We start from the raw sequence: 26,073 nt of genomic DNA on the forward strand, positions 1-26,073 counted from the left end.
TCTGCCCAGGTAACGAGAATCCACCGACCACGGGAATCCTTCTAAGTGAATAAGTTCTCCCGCCGTCCGTTCGGCGATCGGCCGGACGATGGCGATGATCTGTCAACAAACGACGACGAGCGCCGGTTTCACTGGCTGCACGACCGGCACGGAGCGGTGTGGACCGCTCTGGCGCTGATTGTCGTTGTCATAGCTTTCGGTGTCTGGCTAGGTGTGCGCGCGTTTGACGCGAAAGACAGTTTGGAGCAGGCGCGCACCAGCGCCCAACAGGCCAAAGACGCGCTGCTGCAGGGTGACACCGAAGACGCATCCCGATTCGCCGACGAAGCGACGGTACATGCGCGGAGCGCACGCGACGCCACGCATTCGGTGCCGTGGAACATCGCGTCGGTCATCCCGTGGCTGGGCAGCCCGTTCAAGACCGGGCAGCAGGTATCCGATGTAGTGCTCGGTCTCGCCGCCGATGTGCTGAAGCCCTCCACCGACGTCGGCGTCTCGATCTCACCCGACCGGTTGTATGTGGACGGTCGCGTCGACGTCCAGGCGCTGCGCGACGAAGAGCCGCAGTTGGCCAAGTTGTCGGAGGACGCTGCGCGGCTCGATGCCGAAGCAGCCGGGATCTCAGATCCCGGGTACCTCTCGCTGCTACGCGATGCGCGTTCACAATTGCAGGACCAGACAACGGAACTAGCCGGCCTCCTCGAGAACACCGCGTTGGCGGCACGTCTCGTACCGTCGATGATGGGCGCCGACGGGCCGCGCACCTATTTCATGGGCTTCCAGACCAACGCCGAAGCGCGCGGCACGGGTGGGCTGCTCGGTGGTTTCGGAGTGCTTAGGTTCGAGGACGGGAAACCTGTCGTCGAAGATCTCGGGAAGAACACCGAACTGACGGATGCCGTGGCGACGGTCGACTTGGGCCCGGAATTCAACCAGCAGTACGGGTTCACCAATCCAAAGACGGACTACCGCAACAGCAACCAGAGTCCGCACTTTCCCAATGCTGCACAGATCTGGAAGTCGATGTGGGCGCAGAAGACCGGCATGAATGTCGACGGCGTCATCGCGATCGATCCCATCGCGCTCAGCTATGTGCTTGGCGCGGTTGGGTCCGTGACCATGCCGGACGGGGAGGTCGTCACACGAGACAATGTTGTCGAACTGACCGAGTCGACCGCGTACGTTCGTTTCCCCACCGACCAGGTGGCGCGAAAGAACTACCTGCAAGACATCGCCAACCTCGTAGTTCAGAAGGTGACAGCGCCCGTCGAGTCACCACGGGCCCTACTGGACGCGTTAGGCAAGGCGGTCAGTGAACGCCGGATCGCCGTCTGGAGCGCGGTGCCCGAAGAGCAGGCACTTCTGGAGGAGACACCCCTCGCGCACGTGGTACCTGACGATCCCGCGCCGTATGCCAACGTTGTGATCAATAACCTCGGCGGCAATAAGATGGATTACTACCTTCAGCGGAGCATTGAGTACGTGGCAGATGGCTGTGATGGCCAGACCAGAATGTCGACTGTCACGGTGCGGATGAACAACACCGCGCCGGCGAATGCCCCACTGCCTGATTATGTGGCCGGTACCGAAGGGCTTGTCGCCAACGTCCCGTTCGAGGTGCCACACGGCACCATGGTTTCGTCGGTGCGTCTGCTGGCCACCACGAACGCATCCGTGGTGAGCGTGCTCGCCAACGGTGAACGTGTGCCGTTCACTCGAAGCAATGAGCTCGGACATCCGTCGTTCGAAGTGCAGGTCCTGATCCCCCCGGGGCAGTCAGGGGAACTTGTCTTCCGCCTGTCGGAACCGACAGCCCCGGGTGCCGCACGCGTCCCCGTGCAGCCATTGGTGGACGACGTCATCCCTGTGGTCACGGTGCCAGAGTGCTCGGGTTAGCCAAAAGGGGTCTACTCGTGGTCGGAGGCGGCATTTTGGGACAGGCAAAGCCGGCTATTCGTAGCGTGTGGAGTGCGGGGCTCTCAACATCGGAAGGGCAACGTTGAATCTGCAGGACTATCTAAAACTATTTAAGGTCAGGTGGGTAACCGTCTGCGTGACGGTAGCCGCAGCTGTTCTGGTTGCGGTGGTGATGAGTCTGGTCACCACACCGCTGTACCAAGCCTCAACAAGACTATTTGTGTCAACGACGGCAGGTTCTTCGTTAGCGGAGGCTTACCAGGGAAACCGCTTTTCGCAAGAACGAGTGATTTCTTATACGGAATTGCTGATGGGGCAGACCCTGGCGCAACGCACTATCGACAAGCTTCAGCTCGACATGACCGCAGATCAATTGCGACACAATGTAAAGGCCAGTGCGAAACCCGACACGGTGTTGATCAATGTTGACGTGTTGGATGCATCGCCTGTTCGCGCGCGGGACATTGCTAATACCCTTTCGGACGAGTTTGTCGCCATGATCCGTGAACTCGAGACGCCGGAGGACGGTGCAACACCGGACGCACGGGTGGTTGTCGAGCAACGCGCGTCGATTCCGCAAGAACCGGTCGTGCCCCAAACAGCACGGAATATCGCTCTAGGTCTCGGAGTGGGCCTGGTCCTAGGAATTGCGCTCGCGCTCGTAAGAGACATGCTGGACAACACAGTGAAAACGCGAGAGAACCTCGAAGAGATAACAGGTGTCGGCGTAGTCGGGGCAATACCCCTCGACAAGGAAAGGCGCAAGCAGCCGGCGATTTCGTTCGAGACAGACAACGCTGCGACTGCTGAGGCATTCCGCAAGTTAAGGACGAATCTTCAATTTTTGGCGATCGACAGCCCACCTCGTGTCTTGGTGGTGACCAGCTCGGTGCCAAGCGAAGGAAAATCCACCACGGCAATTAACCTTGCCCTTGCACTGGCCGAAGCGGATCACAAGGTACTGCTAGTGGACGGGGACATGCGTCGCCCTTCGCTGCATCAGTATCTGGATCTCTTGCAACCGGTTGGGTTCAGCACAGTGCTCAGCGGCCGCGCCCTTCTGGGCGAGGCCCTGCAAAAGACCAGGTTCCCGGGCCTGACAGTACTGACGTCAGGGTCGATTCCTCCGAACCCAAGCGAGTTGTTGGGTTCGCAATCGGCCAGGCGCTTACTTAGCGAATTGCGTTCACAGTACGACTATGTCGTAGTCGACTCGACGCCGTTGCTGGCAGTGACGGATGCGGCCATCATGGCGGCCGGCGCCGACGGTGTTCTCGTGATAGCAAGACACGGCAGTACGAAAAAGGATCAGCTTACTCACGCTGTTAGCAGCCTCCACAGCGTCGGTGCGCCTGTGTTGGGAGCTGTTTTCACGATGATGCCGACGCGCGGGAGCTCATCATACGGATACAGCTATTCCTATTATGGAACAGAAACGCCGCGGCATGCTCCGCCCTCCGCAGAGGACAAATCAAAGTCGCTGGACGGCTGAAGTTTTGCGATAATCACCCGACAGCCGCGGGAGGCGTGAGTGCGGTGATTGCGGCGGCTTTGAGAAGAATTGCCTATTAGCGCATCCAGAATGAGTATGCGCATAAAGGGTGAATTATGGGGGTGCCCAGTTGGAGTTACTGGCCAGCTTCGAGGCGGAAGAGATTAGGTAGATTATGCCAGCTTTAGCGTTAACATACCCCATGCATGGGCAGCATAAGCTGTCAAACGAGGGGTACCGAACCCGCGACGGCCACATCATTGAATGGTTGGGGAAATTTGCCGTCGAACTGGGGTCCACGGTCGACGTTGTGTCGCGCCCTGAGCCTTGGGTCCTCGCGACTCGTCGTCGGGTACGGGGTTCAATAGCCCCGGGAACGCGTCCAGTCAGCACGATGAGCTGGAAGATCCCAAAACTCGACCCGCGGCACTGGTGGGTTCGATCCGCGAATTCTTACCCGCCGGTCAGCCGACTCGCCGACGTGCCGGCAGTGGTATGGAACCCTTTCACGGCGATTGCGCCTGAGGATCGTAATCCATTTAGCAGGAGGTGTGCAGTAGCGTTTGATCTCCTGGATGATTGGACGATTCACTATCAATTCGGATCAGTGCGCGACCAAGTCAACGAGGCTTATAAGGCGGCGTTTGATCGTAGCAGTCACGTATTCGCAAATTCTGAGGCGACTTTAGATCTGGCGTATCGCTTTGGTCGCTCAGACGCAGTCCTGTTAACCAACGGGGTCGATCCTGAGCGGTTCTCAACCGAGTCACAGGCCAGCGGGCCGTTTACGGTTGGATACGTAGGTAAGATCGGACAGCGCCTGAACGCAGAATTGATTAGTACAGTGTGTGAGAGCTTCCCGGATATTCGTTTCGTATTCGCGGGCTACTTCGTAGACGTCAACGATACTTACCGCGGCTTGCTTTCTCGGTTTCCCAACGTGGAGCTTCTCGGAGATGTCCACTATGAGGATGTTCCCAGCCTCATGGCCACCTTCGACCTTGGGTGGGTCCCGCACGCGGTGGGGGACGGTGAGGTGGGCGGCGATGTCATCAAGACCTATGAGTACCGGGCTACGGGGCTACAGGTCTTGACCACGCCTATCCTTGGCGCGGGCCGGAGGTTGACCGAAGGTGTCCACGTCGTACCGGCCGACGAGCAAGTTGAGTGGTTGCGCCAAGCGGCCAACGGCCGCGAAAGGCTCGACCGGATACCTGCTGAAATTCCTCCAGAACTCACGTGGCGAGTAAAGACTCAGACCATCGCGGACGCCATCGGGCTTAGGTTGGTGTTGTGACTGCCATTTCGATGCGCGAGGCGCCTTGGCGACTCGGCGCGGTCGCTGTGGCGTTGCTGTTTGTTGTCGATCCGTTGGGTAACGCGCCGAACGTAATTGCACTATTTGCAGTATTCGTGGCTGCATTCGTAGTCTTCACTTCGAAGCCCGTAGACGATACGACGAACATAGGGCTGCTCGTGCTCGTAGGCCTGATGCTTGTCATTGCCGCTCTGGAACTACTCCATCCGAATGTGCCTTCACTGACGGTAGGGTTTCTCGGCTTCCGCAAATCGGCGACCATGTTATTGGGTCTCGCGATCGGGCTGGGGTGGCGCGGATCTCGGCTGTCCGGTCTGCGGTTGGTGTGGTGGTGTGTGTTCGTTTCCGCATCGGCGTCGCTGTTCGTACACCTTTTCCTGCCGTCGGTTGAGCGATCTGTTGCGCGCGGAGCAGACCGGTACACGTCACTTCTAAGCGGTGTCGAACGAATGCAAGGGCTCTTTGCCGGGCCGTTTCACGTATCCATGGCAGGGGTCTTCTTGTTCCTGACAGCGTTGGCACCGCGTGTGGTCATAACCCAGAGATGGGTGCGTATTGCTGCTGCGGTTGTGGGACTATCCTGCATATACCTTTCGCAGGTGCGGACGGGTCTTGTCGCGCTCGCAATCGGAACTTTGGTCATGATGTTTGTTACCGGGTCCGCCCAACGATGGGCAAAGCGTCTATTGATACTCGCTGCACTGTGCGTGCTTGGAATTCTCTATTTGAATCCGCTTCGGGAGTATGCCTACCGTTTCACGGCACTTCGCCTTATGTTGGAGGGCGGGTTGTCCGATAGCAGGTTCACCGAGCGATTTGTGACGTGGTCCGATAGCCTCGATATGATCAGTCGTTCGCCTCTTATGGGGAATGGTTCCGGTTCTTCGGGAGACACCTTGAAGCCATTATTCGCGAGTGGCGACCACGTAACTAGTCACAACACGTTTCTGAAGTATGCTGTGGAAGGCGGAATCGTACAGGGCCTTTTGTTCGCAGCTTTGTGTTTGTGCTTGCTATTCGCCGTGCGACCAAAGAACGATCCTACTCGATTCGGGGTTGCGGCAGGAGTCACCTTCCTTGTGTTCGCTTTTGTTGTCGCGGCTCCCGAGTCGATCCCGGTGTCATTCGGATTGGCAGTCATTGTCGGACTGTGTACCCAGCGTCAACCCGGTACGGCCAACCCGCCCACGGACGCGTTCGGAATGCGATTGCAATTTAATCGTACGAACAGTTGGAATGCTGGAGTCGTTGCCGATAAGGCGTGAACTCACCCCGAGCGTTTGAGCGTAGATCGGAGAAATGTGCCCTCAGTTGCGATTATTGGGACCCGCGGCTATCCAAGTTATTACGGAGGTTTCGAAACCGCCGTGCGGAAACTAGCGCCAGCATTATGCGACATGGGGTGGGACGTCACAGTTTATGGCAGGTCGGCGAGTCGTCCGACGGTGGACACGGGGGACACGCGCGTCGCGCGTCCCACAACTCGGGGTCTCGAGACAAAGAGCCTGAGTACACTCTCGTACGGCCTGACAGCGTCCCTAGACGCAGCACGGAAGCGTCCCGACGTCGCACTTGTGATGAATGTGGCTAATGGATTTTTCTTACCCTTATTGGAGGCCCGGGGAATCCCCACTTTGGTCAATGTGGACGGTATTGAGTGGGAAAGAGCGAAATGGAATGGCGCTGCCAAGAGGGTGTTCAAAGCGGGCGCTAAGTGCACCGCACGCTTTGCGTCTTCGTTAGTCTTCGATGCACGCGCAATCGAGGATTACTGGCGGATCCACTTCCGTGCTCATGGGCACTTCATTCCGTACGGCGGTGATGTGCCGCCACCGTCCGAGGTCCCCGATGGGTTGAATCATCGAGGGTATGTACTGATGGTGGCCCGGTTCGTTCCAGAAAACACAGTGCCGGAGTTTTTTGAAGCCGTCCCACGGGTGGCGGAGCAATACCCTGTCGTCATTGTTGGCAGTTCGGGTTACGGCGGCGAATTTGATAGAGCTGCGCAGGCCCTGGCCGACCGGTGTTCGGCTGTGAAGTGGCTCGGCCACGTCAGCGACGATTCGTTGCTCCTAGCTCTCTGGCAGCACGCTGGCGCTTACTTCCACGGCCACAGTGTCGGTGGGACAAATCCTGCGTTGGTCCAGGCCATGGCCGCAGGAGCGCCGGTAGTTGCGCGAGACACGGTCTACAACCGCGAGGTACTCGGAGAAGCGGGTCTGTTCGTCGAGCCAAACGCCGTCTCTATACGTGACGGGTTGCTCAAGTTGATGAGCCACGAGGAGGAGAAAGAGCGGGCCTCGCTGGCGAACGCGCAACGGGCGGAGGCACTTTACTCATGGGACACCATCTGCCGGGATTACGAGCGTGCACTCCGTCAACTGATTTAGCTGTACTGATTACGTTCTCGGGCTCGGTGTCCCTGGTCCGTTCGGCCTCGTTGGCTTACATACCGTCGTACTGCGTCAGCGCTAGCGATGCGCGTCGATTCCGCCGGCTCCAAGTGCTGGCAAACTTCGGCTAATTTCTGCCCGGCTCCAAGGAGTGTGTTGCCCTCGGCGCGCTTGCGGATGATCTGCCCCGCGCATGCCGGCAGCGTTAGTCCGATGCCAAGCCGGTTGTCGATTCTTCTGCCCGAACACTCGGGCGACAGAGTCCCGTAACGATTGGAGCACCACAGGGGCTCACCCGACGGGCCCGAGACGGACAGTCCCCAAGGATCTGTAATACGCTCGGCTGGGCACTATGCGTCGACAGATAGAAGAGAGGTCTGTGGGCGAGATGGCCGGTGCCGACGTAGTGATTCGGGTCGGCTCGAATGATGCGGCGGCCACGCTAATAGGGCTGAAGGGGGCAAGTCCGATTGTCGAGCTGCTACGGGGGGTGTGCTTGACGATTCATTGTCGACACGGACGACCACTAGCGCCGCGCGGGGAGCAAGCTAAGTGCAGGGGTGATCGAATATCAACGACGGTGCTGAGACCGGTGGCGCACGCATGAGGCTCTCGACCACCGCGCGATTGGCCATGCTATGGACGAGCATGAGCCGGGTCGGCATCCAAGGCCTGCAACTCATTACATTTGTCATTGCGGCGCGGTGGCTTTCGCCAGCCGATTACGGTACTTACGCGATTGTAGCGATCGTGGTGACGCTGTCGACACTCGTCAACGATTTCGGCCTCCAATCGGCTCTAGTTCACGATGCGAACCCGTCGGCTTCGCGTTTTGCGAGCGCATTCTGGCTTAATGCGGCTGTCGGCGTCACGTCCGCGGGAATGATCGCGGCCGTCGCCTACCCTGCCCAGTTGATACTTGAATATAAGGACCTAGCGGTTGCGTTGGCCGTGGCTGGCAGCTCGTTTGCGCTATCCATCACTGTTGTCCCAGTTGCATTGCTGCAGAGACGCCTTCAGCTAGGTCGCCTCGCTGCCATCGAATTCACTGCCAATCTAGCCGGTGCGATGGCCTCAATCTACCTCGCTTGGCTAGGTCTCGGGGTAATCAGCCTGTCCATAGGTCCGGTTGTGACTGCATTACTGATGTCGTTTGCGCTAGCTGTTGCGACGCGGTATGTCCCTACGGCGAGACCGACCATTGGAGACGTTCGCGCACTGTGGGGATTTAGCGGTTCGATACTAGCGTTCAATGTGACGAATTATCTAACGAAGAACTTTGACATTCTTGTCCTGACCGTGGTCAGCACTCCCCAACAGGTGGGTATCTACTCACGCGCTTATTCCATATTCTCAGCACCGTTGACTCAGGTCGGCGCAGTCGTCGGGAGAGTCCTATTCCCGATGCTCGCTCAAGTACGGGATGATACTGCCGCACTGAGGGATCGATGGCTGAGGACCACATTTGCGAGCACGGCAATATTTTTGCCGGTCTCGATTGCGTTCGCGGTTACGTCGCCGTACGTCATCGGCATTTTGTTCGAACCTCGGTGGCAGCCAATGGCGCTGATCGTCTCAATTCTCTGTATCGGCGGGCCTGTTCGGCTGGTTACTAGTGCATTGGGATACTTATACCAAGCGACGGGACACACCAAAGAGCTGTTTCGCGTCACTTTAGCTGCCACGGCGGCTCTCACGGTCGGGGTTCTCGCGGGAGCAGCGTGGGGTCCGATTGGCATCGCCTGGGGTGTGGCTATTGCTACCAATGTCCAAGCCTATGTCCCGTTGTCGGTGGGACTTCGATTCATCAATATGACTGTGCGGAATCTTCTCTTCGAGTTTAGGTGGCTTGTCGTTGCTGGTGTAGTGCAGCTGCTAGTGATGGGTGGGATCCGGCTGGGCGGCGGTTTTGGGTCTGATTGGGCTTCGCTGCTAGGTTCGCTGGCACTAGGCTTGGCGAGCTACGGGGTAACCGCCTGGATACTTGATCGCCGCTTTTTTGGCAGGCTTGTTGGCAGGGCTGTATGACCTTTTGCTCTGCCAACGTGTGGGATAAATACCGCGATCGCAGTGATATTTGCAGTGGAACCCACGTGAATTGGCTCGATGCAGCCGGGCGGAACCGTGGAGTTGAAAGTTCTTGGTTCAGCCAATGATCTCTTCTCGAAACCATGCAGCGAAAGTGTATTTAAATTCAGGGTCTGGTCGATTGGGGAGCTGGATAGGCTGTTTGGGCATTGTGCAGGGTCGTTCAAATTAGCCGCCTAAGAATAGGCCAATCGGGCATGTGGAAGACTTCTCCGATGGCGATGAAGTCAACTCGCACGGCAAGGTCGCTATCCAGGATCTAGCACTCCGGTATCCTGAAGGCGGCGACTGATATCGAAGAATAGCGGTGTCGTTATTCTGATTGGTCAGGTCGCAATCGCCTGTACGATGCGTTGGCGGGAGACGGTGTCGTACGTTGAGGCAATCTGGTCATCATTTCTGGATTGATGGATGTTTGCAATATAGAGCCCCTCGCTCTGACTGTTCGGTATTAAAGGAAACTCGAGTGGGCAGCGAAATACTTGTTGTGTAGGGATGCCCGCCTTGACGCTGATGTGGTGGAGCCAGATGTCATCGGCGCTCGGCGCTCGCTCCAAGAATTGAGTCCCAGCGCTTCGCAGGGCTGCTTGCATCTCAAGTGGATAGGCCAGCCCCGACACTCCGGTAGGAAAGTGGGCAAAACTAGCCCTAGAAGTCCAGCACTCCTTCCAATCTTTGTACGGCGCAAACGACCCGTCCATTTTCAGTCCGACAGTGTGGGCCCGATAGGCAGTCAAAGTCGCTGGCTGCGCGCGGCCCAAGAGACGTTTGAGCCAATATCGTGGCACGATCACATCGTCGTCCGCTGTCACGAGGGTGGGCGCTGACGCCGGACCACATCCGCCAGAACTGACGTAGGGCCAGTATTTGGTATGGGGACCGAAGTTACTGGTCAGTCGAACTTCCAATCCCCTTGCCTGCAGCCGAGACAGGGTCGATGGCAAATGAGCGAATGCGTCTGGGTCATCGAGCCACAGGATCATCCGTCGCGGTAGCACGTCGCCGCGACCGATCGACTCGAGTGCCAGGTGCACCGACTTGATCCGATTGCCGTGTGTAGTCATGGAAACGTCAGCGGGCGCACTTCCGAGGAGGGGCGCCTCGGGTGAGGCATTTGCCCGTTCCAGAAGCGCGATGTCCTCGTATAGGTGTCGACCCGCGTGCAGATGGTATGCCTTCCGAACCGTTCTCGGAATGACTGGACGCGCGATGCCGGCCATAGGTCGGCTACTTCCGAGTTCTATTGCGGTTGGCAAGGTGCGGGGAGGTCCACTGAGTATCGACGGCTAGCTGATGGGATCTAAGCGGCAATAGGACGAGCGTCGAAACGAAGTAGGTGAGAAGCGGAACCACGTTGGCGGCAGGAATGATCCGTCGCGCGCGAACCCAGTAGAAATGCCTGAATGACAGGTTGCCTGCTAGTTCCGATCGGACCAGGTTTCCGGTGATCAGGATCCCTGAAATCGCGAAGAACACGTCGAGGCCAATGAGGCCCCCACCTGGCCAGCCCCGTAGCTGATTTGCGAAGACCGTGAGAAGAGCGACCATCCTTCGACCCTGAATGTCGAGTCGCTGATTGGGACGTGCCGGATGGCGCCTTGGACGGCGTGAGTGCCGCAAAAACCAGCCCAACGCTGAAGTCATAGATTAGCTCCCCCCGTAGCTGAAACAGATACTAGCGGGAGAACTGGCAAACCGCGAGTAGGGCGCCGATTGGCGCTCTTTTCAGCGCTTTAGGGGCGTGCGCTCCTGCAGAGCTAACGTCGCTGACGGTCCCGACCCGGGCGCAGGCCACTGTTAAGCGACGTCCGTCGGGGAGGTGGTCTCGGTGGTTCTTTCTCGTGGTGAACGGCGATTGAAAGTTCAGCGCGCATTACACAGCTGAGTGGAGTGTCGTAACGAAGCACCCTGCTGGTGGTCCCTCGTCCGAGCTCGGCGAGGCGGGCGGATGAATCTGCGGTCGATCAGTCCCGTCTTGTGGAGGCGACGCTGGCTGGATCCATGAAAAGTATCTCGTGGCGGTACTGTCGCAAGAGGTTGCGGCTCGCGAAGCCTCTGGCGCGGCGACCCGCATCCGCTCGGCCGGGTTGCCGACCCGAAAGTCGTTAGAAGACTTCAACTTCGATCATCAACCGGCGGTCAGCGAGGACTGATCGCCCACCTGGGCACTGGGCCGCGTTCCTAGCTAAGGCATCCAACGTCGTGCAGCTCGGGCCGCCCGAACCGGCAAGACCCACCTCGCGATCGGACTGGCGGGTCAAGGCGCCCAGACCGGTCATCGCATCGCGTTCGCCACCGCGGTGGATTGGGTCGCCCGCCTCAGAGCCGCCCACAACGCCGGCAGAGTCCCCCCGAACTGGTCAAGCTGCGGCGCACCAGTCTGCTTGTCGTGGACGAGGTCGGCTACATCCCGTACGAGCAGGATGCCGCGAACCTCTTCTATTGGTATCCAACCGCTACTAACACGCCTCGCTGATCCTGAACTCGAACCTGACGTCTGCCTGCTAGGGCGACGTGCTCGGAGATCATGTGTTCGCCGCTGCGATGATCGACCGCATCGTTCACCACCCGAAGGCCTGACTCTGAAAGGCCCAGCTATGTGCTCAAATACTCCGGAATTAACGCACTGCCCTCCGCCAGAGCCGACAACACGGCACAGTAGGCCACGACCACGTGGCCTACTTTCACCGTCGGTTCTGGCCTACTTTTCAACCGTCGTCACCACTCGCGTTTACTTTCGTCCCTGGCCCGATCGTCTGCCGACCGGGCCAGGGACCCATCCTGCTCCTCTGGCTCGACTCGAACCAGCAACCTTTCGATTGGATGTGACACGGTCTTCGACATCAATGGGCACGGCCTTTCCCACCGCCGGCGGACTCCAGGACTAACAAAGATGACTGCACGATCGAACGCCATCCACTTTGCTCAGCCACGCGCAGAAACCGTCACAAGTCTTGCAAAAACCATCCATCCTCGTCCATTGCCATCACACTTGCCCAAACGTAGAGGTTCGCGCGGAACAGGCATGATCGGACGATCACCGGCAAGACTGGGTTGATCGCTGATCAGTCTTCGACTGGTGCAGGTATAACGGCGCGTCAGCCAAACCTACACACGACGGCGGTAGCGGCGCGCGCAATCTGGCCAGCGCCTCGACATTCAGGGCTTGCGGATGGTCGCGGTACTCACCGTTTTCGCGAACCACCTGTGGGGCTCGCCGCACGGAGGGGCGCTAGCGGAGCGCCTCACCGAGCAAGTTCCGGTCACCGAGGGGCACTGAGCGCCTGTCGAATACCTTCCACGATGGCCGGCGCCAGCGTTCTGATGTAGGTGGCCGTCAGGTGGCCTCCGACATCGGAGTAGACGATCACATCGCCAATCACAGAGGGGCAGCGGTCTTCCGTGCAGTAGTAAGCGGTGAGGTCGATCAGTGTGGCGGCGGGAGTCCGTTCAGCGGCGAATTCGAGCGGGTCGCGTCTCTCCAAAGCTTCGCTTCGCGGTGTCGCGCATTCGCCGGTCGTGTCGGCCCCGAAACTGACTCGCGTGAGACAGTTGATGGACTCCTCGCTGACGGCCGGGTTGTCGGCCAGGACGGCTATGCGCGCACCGCCCGCCGCGACAGGCCGCCACGCCCGAACGTAGTGGGCGGGGTCTCCACCGTTGCGTGACGCCGTGGTCACAACGAGGTCGTATCTCTGCTCCAGCAGGGCGCGGTTGATGTCGTCCATTGCTGTCGCGCACGGGGCCTGGGCTGGCTCCTGCCAGGCGCATCCCCACCCGAGGTAGGTGGTGAGCTGCCACTTGTACGGCTCCAGATACGGCGCGATGGCGACCAGAACCCTCGCCCCGTGGGAATCGCCTACAAGGGCGATTCGAGTGGCGTCAGGCCCGTCGTAGCCGTAGGTGCATGAGTTGAGTGGCTGATCCTTCGGAGTCCAGCAGGTCGGCGACCCCCCGTCGGTGGCGAATTTGTCAACGCTCGGGGTCAACTCCACGTCGGGGTTTCGCAGCGCGCACTCAGCATTCGTCATGGCCGGCGCGCCGAAACACGGGTCTTTACCGGGGAGAGAAGCAACGGGCGGGGTGACAACCCGGGACGCGTTCACCGGCGCCGGCGCCAACGGTGGCGGTACTTCGATCACGAATTCTTCGTCGGCCTGCTCGGCGACCGCCCGCATGTCGCTGAAGCGGATACCAACAATTGAGACGATCACGATGGCGCACAACGCGAACCCTATGAAGCTCCACGCCGTGAGGCTGAGTCTGGGTCTCTGCCACCGCTGAGTCTTCATCGGCGGGTCCAGCAGCCAGTCAGATCTGCGGATGGGGTTCTCGTAGAAGTGGTAGGTGATCGCGGTCAGTCCAAGCGCCAGGATGATCGCCAGCGCGTAGAACAGGGGGCCTTCTGGGATGACGGCGACAAGCAAGACGATCACCGGCCAATGCCACAGGTACAGGGTGTAGCTGGTGTCGCCGAACCATTCCGCGACGCGGTTAGTGAGCATCGGCACGTGACGCACCTGACCACCGTGGAACGCGGCGATCACCAACGCTGTGGACAGGACGGGCAGCGCAGCCCACGGTGCCGGGAACTGAACCGTTGAGTCGATGAGAAACAACGACGCCGCCACACCCGCCAAACCCGCGTAGGCCAGGACGGGGCGGGCCTGATCGGGGATGCGGGTCAGCCACGGGCCCGCGATGGCCATGAGCGCGCCCACACCCAACTCCCAGATGCGGGTGAATGTGGAGAAGTAGGCCGCGTTCGGGTCCGTACTTGAGAGCAGCATCGCCCACGTGAACGAGGCGGCGACGATGAGGAACATACTGCCGAACAGCGCCCAGTGCCGCGTCCAACCGTGGCCGCGGCGGCTCGCCTTCCGTGTGATGGCGAACAGCGCAAGCAGCACCCACGGCCACACGAAGTAGAACTGCTCCTCGATGGACAGCGACCAGTAATGCTGAATCGGAGAGGGTGGCTGGTCTTGTTGGAAGTAGTCCGTGCCCTGCATCTCGAAATTGATGTTCGCCCCAAACACTGCGGCCCAGAGGGCGTCGAGCAGCGTCGACTTGGCGCGGGTGGCTGTCAGCAGTAGGTGCGCGCCGATCACGGTGACCACGAGCACGAGCAGGGCTGACGGCAGGATGCGTTTCACGCGCCGCACGTAGAAGTTCTTGAACGACAACTCCCCGGTTCGACTGCGCTCCTTCAAGAGCAGTCCGGTGATGAAGAAACCGGACAGTACGAAGAACACGTCGACGCCAACGAACCCGCCCGACGGCCAGCCGAACAAATGGTCGGCAAACACGACGAGCACCGCCACGGCGCGCATCCCCTGTAGATCAGGACGCTTAGCCATCTCGAACACAAGACGGTTGGAAACCCGCGTTCCAGCGTGTGTAGTCATGACCCCCCCGAAGACACAACAGGGCCTAACTGTAAATCACAATGCGTGGGGCTGCTGCCTTGCCGGTCTGGTCAGCGCATGCATGGAGAGCCCGCGGTGGCCACCGTCCTCACCCTAGGCGGCATGAACTTCGGCCGGGCCGAGACCTGGGCCAACTTCGCCGCCGCCTCATCGGCAGACGATTCAGAACGAGACAAAGCGATTCACTCCTGTCCGGTGGCAAGCATTCCTGACCACCGTTCAGGCCCAACCACTTACATGTCAATGAGACACGCCCCTCTGCGGCGGCACGGCGTTTCACCGCCACCGCGGCACGGCGGGCCACGAAGACCACCATCGGCGAGCCCGGCGCCCCGCGCCAAACTCATTAGCGACAACGGCGCTCAGTTCAGTCTCCCGCGACGGCCATCAACCCGTGCACTTCCAGCAACGCTTGGCCGCCACGGGCATCCGCCAACTCGGCTCCCGACCTGCTCACGCCCAGAGACACGGCAAGCTGAAAGCTCTAACATCGCACCTTCGAGTGCTTCTACGGCGACCATGGACCGGCCGCGACGGTCGTCAAACTCCAAGCGCCGTGCGATCATTCCGTTGGTACTACGAACCACAAGCGGCCCCACCAAGGGATCAGACGGCAATTGCCGGTCGAGGCCCGCCAAGCGCTTCCCGAGGTCGGCCGCGACGATCCGCGTCCTCCACCTAAGACCGGACCACGGGTGCTCATGGTTGGCCCGACGCGCAGCGTCATCTGTCGCAGGCGCAAGGTCGGCGTCGGGCAGCACTGGAAGGCCAACGCGTGACCGTCCTTGAGGCCGCACCCGTCCACGTCGTGGTACTCAACCGCGCCACCGCAGTCGTCGTGCACGAAATGGTCCTCGGGCCGGTGGGTGCCTATGGCGGCAAGGGAAGAAGCGCGGCAGGCAGCGCAAGAACCCCTAAACCGCAGCACCGAAAGAAGTTTCAGCAATGTGCTGACAACAACGTGTCAGGGATGTACCCGTCCGTATAAAGATAACCATTGACCACGTGGCGTGGCCTACTTTTCGCCGTCGCTCCTCTGGCCTAGATTTCGACCGGGTGGTTTCTAGGGGTTGTCGCAACACTTCTCTAGGTTCTGGAGGTTGTGTTGACATCAATTCGTCGTGTGAAGAAGGGGCCGGGGCGTCGTCCGCAGTCGGCCAAGCGTCAACGGTTCATGGAGTTGCGGGCGCGGGGGTGGAGCGTGCGCGCCGCGGCCCGCGAGGTCGGCGTGTCCCGGTCCGCGGCGACAAACTGGACCAAGGGCTACAAGACCTACCGCAACGGCGTGGAGGTCGGGTTCATCCCGCCGCTGGATCCATTGGAAGTCCGCGAGATCAACACGCGATACCTGTCGCAGGATGAGCGCATCGAGATCGCTGATCTGCGTCGCTCCGGGCTGAGTCTGCGGGCGGTTGCCGGCCGGCTCGGTCGTGCGCCGTCGACGATTTCGAGGGAGCTGCGGCGCAACGCACCAGCAGGCCGCGGATATCAACCCTTCGATGCCCATCGACGAGCCACCGCGCGACGAGCACGTCACCATCGACGCCGGGTCGACACCAATGAGCAGCTCAGCAGCGCGGCCACCGAGTTGCTGCTCCAGCGGTGGAGCCCGCAACAGATCAGCCGTCACCTTCGATTGCGCTTCGCAGACGACCCGTCAATGCGGTTGTCCCACGAGAGCATCTATCAAGCTGTCTACCAAACGAATTCGCGGTTCCTGCGACACCCACGCGACTGGCACCGCACCGTCGTTCACCGCTACGTACCGGTCGCGATCATCGCCGAGGACACCAGCATCAGCAGCGCCGGCGACCGCGGTTCCAACAGCCAATGCTCACCATTCACGACCGTCCGTTTCCGGTGGACGACCGATCCGAGGCTGGGCACTGGGAGGGAGACTTGATCGTCGGAAACAACCACAGCTCGGCGATCGACACCTTGGTCGAGCGCCAGACCAGGATGGTGCGGTTGGTGCACCTTCCGCGCAGTGACTCCGACTCCCTGGACGCCGCCCTGGTAGCCCGTATGCAGGATCTGCCACCGGCGCTGCTGCTGCGGTCTATCACCTGGGACCAGGGCACCGAGATGGCCCGCCACCTCACTACCGCCGCCAAGCTGGGCACACCCATCTACTTCTGCGACTCCCATTCGCCCTGGCAACGCGGCACCAATGAGAACACCAACGGACTGTTGCCCGACTACTTCCCCAAGGGCGTCAGCCTCATCGGTCATTCGCCAGCGCACCTCATGGCCGTCGAAGGAGAACTCAACAACCGTCCCTGCATGGTCCTCCAAGACCGTTGCCCGGCCGATCTATTCGAAGCCCTGCTAACGTCCAAGAGCCCATCGATGTTGCGACGTTGACTAGAACTCACCCCGTCGGCAAGCGCTCAATCAGATTCGGGTATCGCCGCGGCGCGGACGGCAGCGATGGTGCGCGTCCGCTTGCACTACGCATCCCGTTCCTGGTGCGATCGCGGGCTGCGCTATACCGGGGACGGTTAAACCTGAAGAAGGTCGCGATCTGGTCAATCGCCACTCCGTTGACGCGGTTGCGAGCGATGCGCACGACATCGCTTCAGCCCGCGCACACAGGCTAGGTCAACTCCGACCACCTATTCGGCCAACAGACCCGAAGTGAGTGTTGCAATTTGCAATATCGCGCAGTAGGCCATGACCCCTCACTGATGGGGGCCACCGCTACGAACGCGACAAAAGCATCTTAGGGATTAAAGCAAAGTCATCTCGGCGCAGCACCAGCGCGGCGCCCGGTACCTTAAGGGCGAAGAGGGACAATATGGCCGTCACCCAATATCCGAGGGCCGAAGCGCAGGCCGCAGAGGAAGCGCCCCCGCCCAACGCGCTGGCTATCGCTAAGCCCGCGATCCCCACTCCGGAGCCGACCACCTGGCACAAAGTCATAGCGCCACCTCGGCCCTGACCCGCTAGGCACATACACGCTACATAACCGAAAACGAGTCCCACAGAACCAATTAACCCGATCAAAACAGAAGGTATGGACGCGGCAAAGGCCTCGCCGAACACGAGGGGCACGGCGAATGGGACGAGTGATGCTAACGCACCGGACAGTAGGAACCCGAGAATGCCTGAGGCGCGGATCAAAGGAACGATGTCGGCGTTGCCGGATCCCGCAACACGAAATGCATACGCACCGAGACCCTGGGCAAATGCGACAGGTATGAGGCTGATCGTAACTGAGATCGAATAGAGCCCCGCAGTCTGGGCTCCCATAAGGGCCACGATCAAGGCCTGGTCAAGGCGGAACGCAGCAGCCTGGGCAAGTTGTGCACCGTAATACGGCATGCTCGACTTAGCTAACGTGACGGCGGGGTATCGGGGCGGCTTTACTCTCGGACGCACAAAGAACCCAACGATCACGGCATTGAGAACATTGGCCGCAGCGAATGCGCCAATCGCGCTCGATACCGTCAGCATGCCGCTCAGTCCGAACCCCACGACGCATATGGCGAACGAAACACTCGGGGCGAGGTTGAGAGCCCCGTAAGCCAAGTAATCCCCCCGGCCGAGGAGGATGTGGACGTCGCAGATCCAGACGATGCTTGCCGGCGTCGTCACAAGCGCGGCCGCGAACACAATCTGCACAGTGTGACTGGAGTCAGGTAGGAGCAGGTCTGGCAGGAATACGGCAAGCAGACATGCTGGCAACAGTGCGATGCCGGCAATCTTCCTGACCGCCCACGCCACACCACGGAGATCGCCATCTTCGACTACCAGTCTTCTCACGCGCGTAGGTAGTCCCAATGACAACAGCAGTGGGCTAAGGAGGAGCACTGCTGTCGCGGTCGCAACGAGACCTCTGCCGTCGGGACCCAACACCCTAGCCAGTACCGGAGCGGTAAGGAGCGACATGGCACCAGCCGAGATACGGCAGAACGTTACGCAGAACGGCCGATTCAACTTCTTGTAGGCCGACGAGAACGACACCTAAGTCCCGTCCTCTGCCATAACCGGACGTTCAAGTATCGACGCGACCAACGTAATTCGCACTAGGTTACGAAAACTCAAACCCCTAGGAGCCGATGTCGCAGACCTCGGTGCGGCGCACAGGGATTTGACACCGACGCGTGTCAGGAGGACACCGCCTGCTCAATCTGATTCCACATATTCACCGATCCACTGCGGTAAGAGTCAACGCAGCGTTTAAGATCGTCGACTTCAGCGCCGGCAAAGCCCTCCAGCTCCTCGATGTGGGCGGCAACCTCGTCCCTAGACAAACGAAGGAATGGATCGAGCAACCGCTTCTCATGGTGGAAATCTTCCATCAAATGCTGGTACTTGTGGCTCCACCCGTGCGCGATCAATGGTGTCGCCTGAGTGAGGCAACTGACTGCGGCGTGGAACCTGCCGACTACGGCATAGGGGGAACTCCCTAGAAGGGATTTAAGCTGCACACCGTTATAGCCGTCAACGACCTGGAAATTGCCGACTTGTTGAGCAACTTCCTTCAGAATTCGGGTATCCTTCCTGCCCTCGTGCGACAGACCATATACCTGCCGCCCGGCAGCTCGTGCAGCTAAGGCAAATTCGACGAGGTTCCGGATGTAATTTTTCGCATCTTCGGCTGTCCGCGCGCGCGCCACTATGTTGTAGTTCGGGATTACGGGTACCGCCCCTGAAAGCTGATGCCAATCACTGTCGTGACCCTTGACAAGACATGTGAAGTCGGGTGCGGACTCCACGGAAGCGGAGATATCGAACCTCTCAACCAGAGCGTTAACATGGGTAAGCGAGGTGGGGTCACGTGCAAAGACAATCTTGCCAGTCGAAAGGGCGGCTGCGGATGTCTCAGCTGTAGATTCGAACGGTCCGAAGGCTTGGGGTAGGAAAAAGATTGGAGTACCGAGTTCGCCAAATGTTTGAAGTATTTTGGATCTGCCGTCGACGAACTGCTTCCACGAATCTGAGTAAAAGAAACCAGAGGCGTCTAAGACGATATCGATGTCGCGGTAGTCGACTATATCGCCTTTCGCCCATAGACCTTTTGAGAATTCGGTGTGTGGGACACGCGCCGACATGGGCAGCATTGTGAGCGCACCAACGCGCCGCCGTTGGAGCATATTTCCGACTTTTGCGCTCAATACCGGCGTGCCCCGGAATCGCCGCGTAATTTCCTGGATGGCGGCGATCATCATCAGATATGCGCCCTGATTGCGAAAATCAGTGCCGATTATGAGAATCTTGCGGCTATCTTCGGTTATTTTCAACTGTTATGCCTGTTCTATACTTCGCTGAACGACCTGATGGCGTCAATGTTACCTTTGGCTGACAATGCAACCAATCTCTCCGGATCTGCGTACCCGAAGGCGATCAACATAATGACTCGTTCGGTATTGGCTAGATTAAGATGTTTACGGATGCGGGCGTCGCGCTCGGGAATGTCGGGCCAATTGATCATGCACGATGCGACACCTTGGACCTCCAGGCCGTAGACGAATGCCATCGCGGCCAGGGATGAGTCGATGTATATGAGGTGCCGGTCTCGTTCATGAAAGAACGCCGATAGATCCCCGATAACCACGGCTATGCCGGGGATTTGGTGAGCGTAGCCACCGGTGCCCATTGCGCACTCGGCGATTCGTTGGACGCCCGGGTGCGTGTCGATGAACTCGAACCTGTAGGGAGCGCGGTTGCAGGCGGTGGGGGATTCTGAAGCGATTTCAACTGCGCGATCGATGACCGCACGATCGACTTGGCGGTCTTCGAACCACCGCACGGACCGTCTGCCGACCGCAAGCCGACGTAAGGCTTCGATGTCAATACCGGATTTCTCAACGTCAATGGAGTGGTGATGCGGGCCTGAGTCAGATAGGTCTTGTCGGCTGACCTCTGGACCGAAGGTCTTCAAGAAGTCGGATTCTGCTGAACGGATCGCGGGGGACTCTGCCTCGCGGGTTGCCTCAAAGTAGGACGCCAAAACCGCGAGGACCCATTGGGCCTCGGCATCGCGGTGAGCGTCGCCTTCGGCGCCGTAAACACGAACCGCCGCGGCCACCGTGACTCCGATGTAGTCGGAAGCAAACTCGGAACGCCGAGGCCACGAGATCAAGCCCTTCTCGAGTCGGTGGACGTTGCGGCGTAACAGAAATCGATGATAGCCCTTCGTTTGATCTGCCTGGTATTGCTTTATTCCACTCCTGACTGCTTTCTGCTCCCTGTGTATGCCACTGCTGGCGAGCACCAGTCTCGGCCTGCGCAACATGATCTTGCGATAGGTGGCCGGGAAATCAGTTGCCAACGAACGCAGCACCCGGAACGTCCTGACCTTGCCAGACGACTCGTATGCGCCCGCGCTAAAGGTCTTTCGAACGTCGGCGGGTGGGATGTTCTCAGTCGCACTCGAAGGTCGCGGGTCCAAGCCGCTGTCCGAGCACTCCCCAATCTGTGGCTGTAAAGCCATGAAACCCCCTCCGCATGTTGTAAAGCCGTCTCGCCCCCTCGACATTCAATGCAGCGACACCGTTTCCGAGTGGGACCCGTTTCGTGCAGTGGACGTACAACGTGAGTGGCTCGTATACCGCCGCAATAGTAGCCGCAACAGGTTTGCCAGGTGCGATGGGCGGCTGCGGCCTTAGTCTGCGTATAGCAACGTTGATTAACACGGCAACCGAGGCACTTTCGCTGATTGCGCACCCCGGATACTCCAGCACAGGCTACGCGTGCTTAGTCGATCTACGGGGCGTTGCTGTGCATGCCTAATCACGTCGTATGCCCTGGGCTAGCCATTACGCGCGCACCCCGCACCGAGCCGGATGTCGGGCGTCTAGGAGCAGTAGTTGCCCGCAGTTGTAGGAGACGGCCGACCGCTGCGAACAGCGATGCCGCCCTATTGTCAATCCGCCAGTCGCTCGCAGGAATCTACGGATCAAGGGTTGGCTGTATCTGGGCATCAGGCTGGTAGCAGTCGGCTGACTAGCGGTAGTCCTTCGAGTGCGCTGTGGCGGCGTTGAGTGTTGTAGAACTCGGCCTAGGGTGCGGGCTGCGTTGGATGCGAACACCCGCCGGTGGGTAGGTTCGCTTTGCAAGCTGCGGTTATAGCGCTCGACCTTGCTGTTTTGCCATGGGCGGTGCGGTTTGATGACAGGCGCTTGGCACCCAGACGGTCGATGGCTGTCGCGACGGCCGCTGAGCGCCGTCAGCGCAGTTGGTTGTCGTGGTCTACCTTCGATGCGCGAAATGCCATGCTATTTAAGGTATGCGTGGCCTGGGCGATGAACTGGGCACGGGCGATCCCTTCTCATCAGCGTGGAATTCTGAGTGCGCCAGCCGGCTGTGGTCATAGACCATCGAGTGCACGTCGTCATACCCGATAGCGCGACCACAGACCTGTTCGCCGCACCCATGAGCACCCCACCCACCCCGTCGGCGTTACGACCGAGCTCCACCATCGACGTGAACCAGTTCGCCAGCACGATCCCGCTCGTAGCGCCGTGCGTGGCTTTGAGGCCTTGATCGCCCTCCGGTCAGCGGATCGCAGTCATGCCGGTAGGGCTCCCCGCGGTGACCCAGGATCCGACCGACGGTCCGCGCGCAATGGCGGGCTCAGGCGCCTAGCCAAACCTAGCCCTCGTCGATGCATGCGACGAGCCGCGATCCCTGGCTCTGGGCCCGCTTCCAGCCTGCTCATGGCGTTGCATAATCGGCAAACGACCATGCACATTGGAACGGGCATTGCGGTGAGATCGAGAACCTCCGGTTTGGTGATGGCTTCGACAAGCCACACGTCACTGGGAGGTTCTTCCTACATCAAGCCTAAATGCCCGCTAGCAATGTCATGTCTCAGTACACCTAGCGCCTACCCATTCCCCGATACAGCCAGCCCGCGCCTCGCCAGGAATCGGCGTCAAGACAGTTTCGGCCGTCGATAATGCGTTTGTGGCGCACTATCCCGTTTAGGTCGTGAGGGGTCAACTTTCTGAATTCCTCCCACTCCGTCAGCACCAGAGTGACGTCAGCGCCATGGCACGCTTCACGGACGTCGTTCGCATAGTCGAGGGTGGGGAACATCCGCCGAGAATTCTCGATAGCTTTAGGATCGTACACAGTCACGGCTGCGCCCTGTAACTGTATTTGACCCGCAATATTTAGCGCCGGTGAATCACGTATGTCGTCGGAGTCCGGTTTGAATGCGGCACCAAGCACAGCCACGGTCGTCCCAATGAGTGAGCCGCCTACGACCTCACGAGTAAGCTCCATCATTCTGGTGCGGCGCCTCATATTGATGCTGTCGACCTCTCGGAGGAAGGTCAGCGCTTGATTTGCTCCAAGTTCGCCCGACCGGGCCATGAACGCGCGGATGTCTTTCGGTAGACATCCTCCGCCGAATCCGATACCTGCATTGAGGAACCGACGCCCTATTCGGGCGTCGTGACCGATCGCGTCGGCCAGCATGGATACGTCGGCTCCGGCGGCTTCGCATACCTCGGCCATGGCATTGATGAACGATATTTTCGTCGCCAGAAATGCGTTCGCAGCGGTCTTGACGAGTTCGGCAGTTTCCCGATCGGTAACAAGAAAAGGGATACCTTCGTCGACTATCGCGGAGTAGACTTCTCGGGCGACTGCTTCGGCTCTCCCCGGATTGTTCACATCAATGCCCAGTACGATCCGGTCCGGATGTAATGTATCCTGAACCGCAAAACCTTCTCGCAAGAACTCTGGGTTCCATGCTAATTCGACGAGTCCCTTCGGCGCGATTTCGCTGATCAACGCGCTAAGTCGAGCGGCGGTGCCCACGGGGACGGTCGACTTCCCGAAGATTGTTGATGGCTTTGCGATCAGAGGGGCAAGGGATCGAATTACCGACTCCACGAATGACACGTCAGCAGCGAATTCGCCGCGCTTCTGCGGCGTCGCGACTCCAATAAAGTGGACGTCTGCGAAGTCGGCGGCTTCTTTGTATGACGAGGTAAAGCGCAGGCGACCAGCTTTGATGTTGGACTGGATTATCTCGTCCAAGCCGGGTTCATAAAAGGGTGCATGTCCGCTGGATAGCATTTCGAGCTTCGCGGTATCAATGTCCACGCCCACCACTTCGTGGCCTAATTCCGCCATACACGCGGCATGCGTGGCGCCCAGGTACCCGGTGCCGAACACGGCTATGCGGCAAGTCATTTCGTATCCCCCCCCGGCGCCGCAGTTCATTAGCGGTAGCCTTAGTTGTCATTGGATCGCAGTCGCCGGCCGAGGATCGGTATGATCGTCACGGCACCCAGCACGCAGCATAGGCATGCGCACGTCGTTACGACGTATCAGGGAGCCTAGCGCACAAGCGTTTTGGCGTTCGGTTTAACGCCCGTCGGGTGGCGACATAGGGCCGCCGGGTTGCCGCGCAGCTGGTTTGACACAGTTGGCGCTCCTGCTACCGACGCGCGTAGGCCACGAATGATCTAGAGTGACCGTATTGATACCGTTCCAGAGCAATCGATTCGGCGAGAAACGCAAGGGGAAGCGGTACGTGGCAGCTGTCAGCCGCCGGCTACTCCTCAGTTCAGCAGCAGTAACTGCAGCTAGTGCTGCGTGTGCGGCACCTGAACGTGAGACGTCGGGAAATCGCCAAGCATTGGGAAGTCCGATCAGAGAATCTCAGAACCCACGCGATTTTGGAGCGCTTGGTGATGGCAGGCACGACGACACAGCAGCTTTCCAGCGAGCATACGATGCGCTTGTTGCCGAAGGCGGCGGCGTCCTTGAGTTGTCGCAGGGAAATTTTTATATTCCGGGCGGTCTTGAGATTGCTGAGCCCGGCACCAGCGTCGTGGGACTCCAAGGTGCTCGTGTCGGTGGCGGCGAACTGACTATCGGCCCACGGGAATACGAAAAGGACACTGGCGGTGTCGATTTCACCGGCACCCAGATCAGCGGCATAGTTTTCGATGGTGGCAAGGAATTTGGCGCCCAGCGCTGCTTGGTATTGCGGAACGTCCGGGGTTTGGATATCCAGGGGAATGTCTTCACATCGGCGGAGAAGGGTATCGCGGTTGAAGGCAAAGATGGCAATGAGAAGTTCCATACCTCGGCAATGCTGAGAATCTCGGGTAACCGATTTGCGAAACTTGTCTTCGGTGTCTACGCGGACACCAAGGACTGGGATGTCCTATCCGACTGGTCCATCTCCGACAACTACTTCAATTACTGCTCCGACACCTCCGTGTGGATAGCTTCGTCGTCGGATGCTGGGCCAGGGGGGGTGGATGGCCTCAACTTTTCTGGCAACACCATATTCTCTTTGAGTCACAATGCGCGGCAGGCTGACTTATTTCAGCAAAAGCGATACAACTTGCGGCTGGGTCAGACTAACTGGCTTCGAATTATAAATAACAATTTCTTCGAGGCGGGCTTAGCGGCCGTGCTTCTTGATAGCCCGATCAATTTCTCGTTCGTTGGTAATCACGTCGCGTGGCCTGGCCAGAGAACACTGTCTGATGCATTGGAGATTCGCAATGGAAGACCTGTTGGAGTCATAGAGGGGAATACTTTTGCTGACTGGACTCACTCCGCGGTCGGCCTTTACGACCTAGACAGATTCGACGGAATTGAGATCGGCCAGAACTCATGGACGTGGCGAGAGTCGCCGAACTCTTGGACGGGAGACGAGGCCCTTCCCGGGTACCGTGTCTTTGCATCCGAAGGCGGCGGTACCGGCCGCCCTGTCGTTCGCGATTTCCACCCGTCAGGCTCTTACGACAGCATTCGGGGTGGGGTAGGCAGCCAATCTCGGGACATCAAAACTCCCTCTGGCGGTGTGTCCGGGGTGCTCCGGCGTGGTCTTGAAGTGAGCGACCCAGCAACAGTCTTCGTCCTCGGAGATATAGTTGATTCGCCCAATTTCGGGGGGGTTGTCTGCATAACGGCCACTGATGCTCAAGAGTCCGGCAGTATTGCGACATATCTACTGTTCCTCTCGGCCAAAGGTGAGTTCTGCAAGGTGATCGAATCTGCCGGCGATATCCAAGGGGAACAGGCTAACCATCCGAGCTTTTCTTGGGACTTGGCCGGCCCTGAGCTTCGGGCGACGCCAATAGGGTCGACCGGCGGTTCATTTAACTTCGATGCCGTGGCATTCGGCGCGGTATCCCCGAAATGAGAAATCAACATTACAGGTCTCGCTTCCAACCGGGCCGAGGCGCTTACCTCGCTCGATGCGTTTGCGCCTCGCCGACATATATGTGTTCTCGGGCGAGCATTGGGAGCTAGCCGGGGGAGGTCTTGATGCTGCTAACAGCTGGCAAGCCCTATCGAAATGAAGTTAGCAGCAACAATTAGTTGGGGACGTGGATTCGCAGTCGTAGTTACGTTACTGTGGTCTTGGCTGCAGGGGTCGATGTGGCGAGTTATGCGATGCAATATTTGGGCGGTACGGGATGTGAATGCCGCGTTCGTAGCATGCTCCAATGT

General features: G+C 59.3%; 12 protein-coding genes and 2 pseudogenes. 9 read left to right on the plus strand and 5 right to left on the minus strand.

Annotated features, from left to right (window positions below):
• Positions 1-45 precede the first annotated feature (45 nt).
• The 7 genes and pseudogenes from C6A87_RS07025 to C6A87_RS29165 all read left to right on the plus strand — a co-directional run bounded on the left by C6A87_RS07025 (position 46) and on the right by C6A87_RS29165 (position 12,096).
• Complete coding sequence (locus C6A87_RS07025) at positions 46-1,896, plus strand: DUF4012 domain-containing protein (protein WP_311116591.1); 1,851 nt, start codon at positions 46-48, stop codon at positions 1,894-1,896.
• A 103-nt stretch (positions 1,897-1,999) separates the two neighbouring features.
• Positions 2,000-3,409: a polysaccharide biosynthesis tyrosine autokinase gene (locus tag C6A87_RS07030; protein WP_311116592.1), complete on the plus strand. Its 1,410-nt coding sequence runs from the start codon at positions 2,000-2,002 to the stop codon at positions 3,407-3,409.
• A gap of 394 nt (positions 3,410-3,803) precedes the next feature.
• A complete protein-coding gene (locus C6A87_RS07035) occupies positions 3,804-4,706 on the plus strand; it encodes a glycosyltransferase (RefSeq protein ID WP_311116593.1) in 903 nt (300 codons plus the stop codon).
• Complete coding sequence (locus C6A87_RS07040; protein WP_311116594.1) at positions 4,703-5,992, plus strand: O-antigen ligase family protein; 1,290 nt, start codon at positions 4,703-4,705, stop codon at positions 5,990-5,992. The genes C6A87_RS07035 and C6A87_RS07040 overlap by 4 nt, the downstream gene beginning before the upstream one ends.
• A gap of 132 nt (positions 5,993-6,124) precedes the next feature.
• Positions 6,125-7,117 carry a glycosyltransferase gene (locus C6A87_RS07045; protein ID WP_396837014.1) on the plus strand — a complete coding sequence of 331 codons (993 nt, stop codon included), beginning with the start codon at positions 6,125-6,127 and terminating at the stop codon, positions 7,115-7,117.
• Positions 7,118-7,768: 651 nt separating this feature from the next.
• Complete coding sequence (locus C6A87_RS07055) at positions 7,769-9,148, plus strand: lipopolysaccharide biosynthesis protein (protein WP_311116596.1); 1,380 nt, start codon at positions 7,769-7,771, stop codon at positions 9,146-9,148.
• Positions 9,149-11,223: 2,075 nt separating this feature from the next.
• Positions 11,224-12,096 (plus strand): annotated as a pseudogene (locus C6A87_RS29165) (ATP-binding protein).
• A gap of 375 nt (positions 12,097-12,471) precedes the next feature.
• Here the strand turns inward: C6A87_RS29165 and C6A87_RS07060 are convergent.
• Entirely contained in the window at positions 12,472-14,541 is a 2,070-nt protein-coding gene (locus tag C6A87_RS07060) for an acyltransferase family protein (RefSeq protein WP_396837015.1), read from the minus strand.
• A gap of 1,270 nt (positions 14,542-15,811) precedes the next feature.
• On the opposite strand from C6A87_RS07060, the pseudogene C6A87_RS07065 reads away from it, so the two are divergent.
• Positions 15,812-17,001 (plus strand): annotated as a pseudogene (locus C6A87_RS07065) (IS30 family transposase).
• A gap of 336 nt (positions 17,002-17,337) precedes the next feature.
• Here C6A87_RS07065 and C6A87_RS07070 read toward each other — a convergent pair.
• From C6A87_RS07070 to C6A87_RS07090, 4 genes are all read right to left on the minus strand, one after another.
• The gene (locus C6A87_RS07070) at positions 17,338-18,528 is read right to left on the minus strand and encodes an oligosaccharide flippase family protein (protein WP_311117838.1); all 1,191 of its coding nucleotides are present in this window, start codon (positions 18,526-18,528) and stop codon (positions 17,338-17,340) included.
• 218 nt (positions 18,529-18,746) lie between these two features.
• Positions 18,747-19,883: a polysaccharide pyruvyl transferase family protein gene (locus C6A87_RS07075; protein ID WP_311116598.1), complete on the minus strand. Its 1,137-nt coding sequence runs from the start codon at positions 19,881-19,883 to the stop codon at positions 18,747-18,749.
• Between the two features lie 14 nt (positions 19,884-19,897).
• On the minus strand, positions 19,898-20,926 hold the full coding sequence (locus C6A87_RS07080) for a nitroreductase family protein (protein ID WP_311116599.1): 1,029 nt from the start codon (positions 20,924-20,926) through the stop codon (positions 19,898-19,900).
• Between the two features lie 1,538 nt (positions 20,927-22,464).
• Positions 22,465-23,790, minus strand: coding sequence for a UDP-glucose/GDP-mannose dehydrogenase family protein (locus C6A87_RS07090; RefSeq protein ID WP_311117839.1), 1,326 nt, complete (start codon positions 23,788-23,790; stop codon positions 22,465-22,467).
• A gap of 280 nt (positions 23,791-24,070) precedes the next feature.
• Between C6A87_RS07090 and C6A87_RS07095 the strand changes: the two genes are divergently transcribed.
• Positions 24,071-25,762, plus strand: a complete 1,692-nt coding sequence (locus tag C6A87_RS07095) for a right-handed parallel beta-helix repeat-containing protein (RefSeq protein ID WP_311116600.1) — start codon at positions 24,071-24,073, stop codon at positions 25,760-25,762.
• Positions 25,763-26,073: the final 311 nt, after the last annotated feature.

Source organism: Mycobacterium sp. ITM-2016-00317, assembly GCF_002968295.1.
GTDB lineage: Bacteria > Actinomycetota > Actinomycetes > Mycobacteriales > Mycobacteriaceae > Mycobacterium.